The organism is Mesorhizobium sp. M7A.F.Ca.CA.004.04.2.1, from assembly GCF_004022825.1.
GTDB lineage: Bacteria > Pseudomonadota > Alphaproteobacteria > Rhizobiales > Rhizobiaceae > Mesorhizobium.
The window spans coordinates 1-5,750 of record NZ_RZPH01000317.1 but is presented as its reverse complement, the minus strand read 5'-3'; the positions used below and the strand labels follow the sequence as shown (position 1 = coordinate 5,750).

The 5,750-nt window shown below is 64.3% G+C and carries 7 protein-coding genes; 5 read left to right on the top strand and 2 right to left on the bottom strand.

Annotation, left to right across the window (positions count from 1 at the left end; translation table 11 throughout):
* The 5 genes from EN893_RS15810 to deoA all read left to right on the top strand — a co-directional run.
* The coding region (locus tag EN893_RS15810) for an ABC transporter permease (RefSeq protein ID WP_164900908.1) at positions 1-937 on the top strand (937 nt) is incomplete at its 5' end.
* Between the two features lies 1 nt (position 938).
* Entirely contained in the window at positions 939-1,910 is a 972-nt protein-coding gene (locus tag EN893_RS15805) for an ABC transporter permease (RefSeq protein WP_127266924.1), read from the top strand.
* A 56-nt stretch (positions 1,911-1,966) separates the two neighbouring features.
* Positions 1,967-2,359 (top strand): cytidine deaminase, encoded by a 393-nt coding sequence (gene cdd / locus EN893_RS15800; RefSeq protein ID WP_127266925.1) that lies wholly within the window; start codon positions 1,967-1,969, stop codon positions 2,357-2,359.
* 30 nt (positions 2,360-2,389) lie between these two features.
* Complete coding sequence (locus EN893_RS15795; protein ID WP_127266926.1) at positions 2,390-3,199, top strand: purine-nucleoside phosphorylase; 810 nt, start codon at positions 2,390-2,392, stop codon at positions 3,197-3,199.
* Positions 3,199-4,518: a thymidine phosphorylase gene (deoA, locus tag EN893_RS15790; protein WP_127266927.1), complete on the top strand. Its 1,320-nt coding sequence runs from the start codon at positions 3,199-3,201 to the stop codon at positions 4,516-4,518. The genes EN893_RS15795 and deoA overlap by 1 nt, the downstream gene beginning before the upstream one ends.
* A gap of 84 nt (positions 4,519-4,602) precedes the next feature.
* Here the strand turns inward: deoA and EN893_RS15785 are convergent, their stop codons facing one another.
* Both EN893_RS15785 and upp read right to left on the bottom strand, forming a co-directional pair.
* Entirely contained in the window at positions 4,603-5,166 is a 564-nt protein-coding gene (locus tag EN893_RS15785) for a TIGR02281 family clan AA aspartic protease (protein WP_127266928.1), read from the bottom strand.
* A 222-nt stretch (positions 5,167-5,388) separates the two neighbouring features.
* Positions 5,389-5,750, bottom strand: a 362-nt coding sequence (upp, locus tag EN893_RS15780) for a uracil phosphoribosyltransferase (RefSeq protein WP_128361634.1), incomplete at its 5' end; no start/stop codon positions are given.

Below are 5,750 nucleotides of genomic sequence, written 5' to 3'. Positions count from 1 at the left end.
CATCTTCACCGGGCTTTCGGTGGCGGTGGCCGCGCATTGCGGCCTGTTCAACATCGGCACCGAAGGGCAGGCCTACATCGCCGGCCTCGGCATCGCCATCGTCTGCCTGAGCTTCGACAGCACACTGCCATGGTGGCTGACCTTCCCGCTGGCGATCATTGCTGCGGCGACGGTCGGCGCATTGTGGGCGCTCATCCCGGCCTATCTGCAGGCCAAGCGTGGCTCGCACATCGTCATCACCACCATCATGTTCAACTTCATCGCCGCCTCGATCATGGTTTACCTGCTGGTCGGCCCGTTGAAGCCAGCCGCCTCGCAAGCGCCGCAGACGCGTAACTTCCTCGCCGGCGCGGAATTGCCCAAGCTCAACTGGATCATCGAGCTGTTCGGCGCCAAGATCCGTTCGGCGCCGCTCAATGTCACCTTCCTGCTGGCGCTGGTCATGGCCTTCCTGGTCTGGCTGCTGATCTGGCGCACCAAGCTCGGCTATGAAATGCGCACCTACGGTCACAGCCCGAAAGCGGCACGCTATGCCGGCATCTCCGAAACCCGCATCATCATCACCGCCATGATGATCTCGGGCGGGCTGGCCGGCATGATGGCACTCAATCCGGTGATGGGCGATCAGCACAATGTCGCCATCGACTTCGTTTCCGGCGCCGGCTTCGTCGGCATCGCCGTGGCGCTGATGGGCCGCCTGCACCCTGTCGGCATCGTGCTGGCGGCGATCCTGTTCGGCATGCTCTACCAGGGCGGCGCCGAACTCGCCTTCGAGATGCCGGCGATCAGCCGCGACATGATCGTCATCATTCAAGGCCTGGTGATCCTGTTTGCCGGTGCCCTCGAGCACATGTTCCGGCCCTACATCCAGGCGCTGTTCGCCTCGTTCAGTCCGCGATCGGTGGGCATGGAAGCGGTCAAGGGGAAAGGTGCCTGAGATGGATGTGTTCAACGCGATCATCCAGACACTGGACTCCACCATCCGCCTTTCGGTGCCGCTGCTGCTTGCCTGCCTCGCCGGCCTCTATTCGGAACGCGCCGGCATCTTCGACATCGGTCTCGAAGGCAAGATGCTGGTCGGCGCCTTCGCCGGTGCGGCCGCCGCTTCCGTGTTCCATTCGGCCTTTCTCGGCCTCGGCATGGCGATCCTGATCTCGGTCGCCTTTGCCATGATCCACGGTTTTGCCTCGATCACCCATCGCGGCAACCAGATCGTCTCCGGCGTGGCGATCAATTTCATCGCCGCCGGCTCGACCATCATCCTCGGCCAGGCCTGGTTCCAGCAGGGCGGGCGCACGCCGGCGCTGCAACCGGGCGAGCGCTTCGAGGCCATCACCTTGCCGGGCGCCGAGGCCATCCGCGGCGTTCCGATCATCGGACCGATCTATGCCGAGCTCCTGTCGGGCCACTCGATCCTGGTCTATCTTGCCTTCCTGATGGTGCCGTTCACCTGGTGGGTGCTGTTTCGCACCCGTTTTGGCCTCAGGCTGCGCGCCGTAGGCGAGAACCCGGCCGCCGTCGATACTGCCGGCATATCGGTCGCCTGGCTGCGCTACAGGGCGCTGATCTGCACCGGCATCCTCACCGGCATTGCCGGCGCCTACCTGTCGATGGTGCAAAATGGCGGCTTCGTGAAGGACATGACCGCCGGCAAGGGCTATATCGCGCTGGCAGCCTTGATCTTTGCCAAGTGGAAGCCGGTCAACGCCATGTTCGCCTGCCTTCTGTTCGGCTTCCTGGACGCGGCGTCGATCCGCCTGCAGGGATCACCGCTGCCCATCATCGGCAAGGTGCCTGCGCAGTTCATGCAGGCGCTGCCCTACATCCTCACCGTCATCCTGCTCGCCGGCTTCATCGGCAAGGCAATCCCGCCACGCGCCGGCGGCGTACCTTATGTCAAGGAACGTTGAGCGGCAGGTCGGCTTTGCGCCGGGTTTTGAACACGATCATCGGAGAGAACACCTGAATGTCGCATGATCTGTTCGAGGCCGCCAAGGCCGCCATGGCCAAGGCCTACGCGCCCTATTCTAAGTTTCCGGTCGGCGCTGCCTTGCGCACCGAGGACGGGCGCGTCTTTACCGGCGCCAACATCGAAGTCGCCTCCTATCCGGAAGGCTGGTGCGCCGAGACCACGGCGCTCGGCCACTACATCATGGGCGGCGGCGGCAAGATCGTGGAAATCGCCGTCATCGCCGAACGCATGGCGAAATGCTCGCCTTGCGGCGGCTGCCGGCAGCGGCTGGCCGAATTCTGCCGGCCGGAAACAAAGCTCTATCTCTGCGACAATGCAGGTGTGGCCGAGACCGTGACCATGGGCGACATGCTGCCTTACGGTTTCCGCGGCGATATTTTGAAATGAACAACGGGCTCAAATGAACAGCTGGCAGCGATGACGGAAAAAACCCTGGATCATCTCGTCGAAAGGCTGGACGGCCTGGCGCCGGCCACGGCCCTGGTGCTCGGTTCGGGCCTCGGCGGTCTGGTCGACCAGATCGAGGACCCGATCCGCATCTCCTATGCCGACCTGCCCGGTTTTCCCAGAAGCGGTGTCACCGGGCACGCCGGCGAAGTGGTGGCAGGGCTGTTTGCCGGCGTGCCGGTGCTGATGCTGTCGGGCCGCGCCCATTACTACGAGCACGGCAACGCCGCGGCGATGCGGCCGGTGCTGGAAGTGCTTGCCGGCATCGGCATCACGAAACTGATCCTCACCAATGCCGCCGGCTCGGTCGATCCGGACATGCCGCCTGGCTCGGTAATGCTGATATCGGACCACATCAATTTCTCGGGCACCAATCCGCTGATCGGCGAACCAAGCGACCGGCGTTTCGTCGGCCTGACTGAAGCCTATGATGCCGGCATCCGCCAGGCCATCGAACGGGCGGCAAATGCGACCGGCACCACCCTGCACAAGGGCGTCTATATGTGGTTCTCCGGTCCATGCTTCGAAACGCCGGCCGAGATCCGCATGGCGCGCATCATGGGCGCCAATGCGGTCGGCATGTCGACCGTACCGGAGGTCATTCTCGCCCGCTTCCTAGGACTGCGCGTCGCCGCCTGTTCGGTCATCACCAATCTGGCCGCCGGCATGACCGGGGCCGAGCTTTCGCACCAGGAGACCAAGGACATGGCCCCGGTCGGTGGCGCGCGGCTGGCGACGATCCTGCAACGCGTGTTCCGCGACGGACTGCTGGAGATCTGATGCTTCCCCAGGAAATCATCCGCCGCAAGCGCGATGGCCTCAGGCTGTCGGAAGAGGAGATCGCCGGCTTCGTCGCGGGCGTGACGTCGGGCGCCGTCACCGATGGCCAGGCCGGCGCCTTCGCCATGGCGGTGTTCTTCAACGGCATGAACCGCGACGAGGCCGTGGCGCTCACGCTGGCGATGCGCGATTCCGGCGATGTGCTCGACTGGTCGGACCTGCCCGGCCCGGTCACCGACAAGCATTCGACCGGCGGCGTCGGCGACAATGTCTCGCTGATGCTGGCGCCGATCGTCGCCGCCTGCGGCGCCTATGTACCGATGATCTCGGGCCGCGGCCTTGGCCACACCGGCGGCACGCTGGACAAGATGGATGCCATTCCCGGCTACATCAGCCAGCCCGATGTAGCGCTGTTTCGCAAGGCGGTGCTCGAAACAGGCTGTGCCATCATCGGCCAGACCGCCGACCTCGCGCCCGCCGATCGACGGCTCTACGCGATCCGCGACGTCTCCGGCACGGTCGAATCGGTGCCGCTGATCACCGCTTCGATCCTGTCGAAGAAGCTGGCGGCCGGGCTGCAATCGCTGGTGCTCGACGTCAAGGTCGGCAACGGCGCCTTCATGGAAAAATCGCGCGACGCCACCGCACTCGCCAACAGCCTGGTTGAGATCGCCAACGGCGCCGGACTAAAGGCTTCGGCGTTGATCACCGGCATGAACGAGCCCTTGGCGTCGGCCGCCGGCAACGCCGTCGAGGTGCGCAACGCCGTTGATTTCCTCACCGGCCGGTATCGTGACCGTCGGCTCGAGGACGTGACGCTGGCGCTGGCCGCCGAAATGCTGCAGTCGGCCGGGCTGGTGTCGTCCAACCAGGATGGCATGCGGCGCGCCACCGAGACACTCGCCAGCGGCCGCGCCGCCGCCACCTTCGCACGCATGGTGGCCGCGCTTGGCGGCCCCGCCGATTTCATCGAGAAACCGGAAAAGTATCTGCCAGCGGCGGCGATCGAATTTGCCGTCAACGCGACCGCAAACGGCTTCGTCACCGGCATCGCCACCCGCGATATCGGGCTCGCCGTGGTCGGCCTGGGAGGTGGGCGCACGCGGCCGGACGACAAGATCGACCCCGCGGTCGGCATCACCAGGTTGTTGCCGGTCGGTGCGGAGGTTGGGATCGGCGAGCCGCTGGCGCTGATCCATGCCCGCTCATCGGCCGATGCCGAGGCCGCCGCGGCTACCGTGCTTTCGGCCTATACGGTCGGCGCCTCGAAGCCGCCCGCCGACAAGTCGGTCATCCGGCGGATTCTGCCGCGCGGCTGAAGCAATTCCAGGAAAAGTGGTGGACCGGTTTTCCCGGGAAAGCGCATAGCGCTTTCCCTTGGAAATTGCGGAAAACGAATAGCCTTACTGGACGAGCAGCAGCGTGCCGTTCTCGACCTGGTATTTGTCGAGCCGGTTGAGAAAGCTCATGCCGATCAGATTGGTGCGCAGCGCCCTGTCGTCGAGCACGATGGTCTGGACGTCATTGACCGTGATGTTGCCGATCTGCAGGCGGTCGATCATGGCCACGGCCGCCTTGATGGTGCCGTTGGCCGTGTTGACCTCGTGGCTGAAGTCCGAAGCATTCAGCGACAAGCCGATTCGGCGTGCCGTCGACATGTTGATGGCGACCAGCGTGGCGCCGGTGTCGATCATGCCGTCGACCTGGCGCCCGTTGAACTTGAAAGCCGATGAGAAATGTCCGCGCTCGTCTGCCGCGACGACCACCTTGCGGCCCATCGGCAGCGGTGCCGCGGGCTTGTTGGGCACCGATGCCAGATTGACGTCTGGTTGGGCTTCGACCGCTTGTTTGCCCGGCACCGCCGACCTCAGCAGGTTTTCGACGAGTTGCGGATTGGACTGGTACACAATCGGTATCGATGCCGATGAACCGGCGAAAACGGCGAGGATCAGAAGTTTGCGCAGCATGGATCGGCCTCGCCGCATGACCCCGGAAATCGGGATCGATTTCCGAAAGGCTCACGCGCAAATCAAAATGCTACAGCGTCCTTTGCGCGTCCGAAATGGACGCGCGGCGCCGTAGTGACAGCCGATCGTTAGACCCGGATGGTGTTTGCCGCTTTAACGCGCGCCAAAACCGCGCCTTTGCGTAAACGTTTGGTAAATCGCACCAGGTGACTTTGCCTGGTATTACTTGGTCCCGTACATGCGGTCGCCGGCGTCGCCGAGGCCGGGCATGATGTAGCCCTTCTCGTTGAGCTGGCGGTCGATCGAAGCGGTGAAGACGGGAACGTCCGGATGCGCCTTGAGAAAGCGTTCGATGCCTTCGGGCGCCGCCAGCAGGCAAAGGAAACGGATGTTGGTGGCGCCGCGCTCTTTCAGCTTGTCGATCGCCGCGATCGCCGAATTGGCGGTGGCCAGCATCGGATCGACGACGATCACCAGCCGGTCGGCGAGATCGCTCGGCGCCTTGAAGAAATATTCGACCGCTTCCAGCGTTTCGTGATCGCGGTAGAGACCGACATGGGCGACGCGGGCCGCCGGAACCAGGT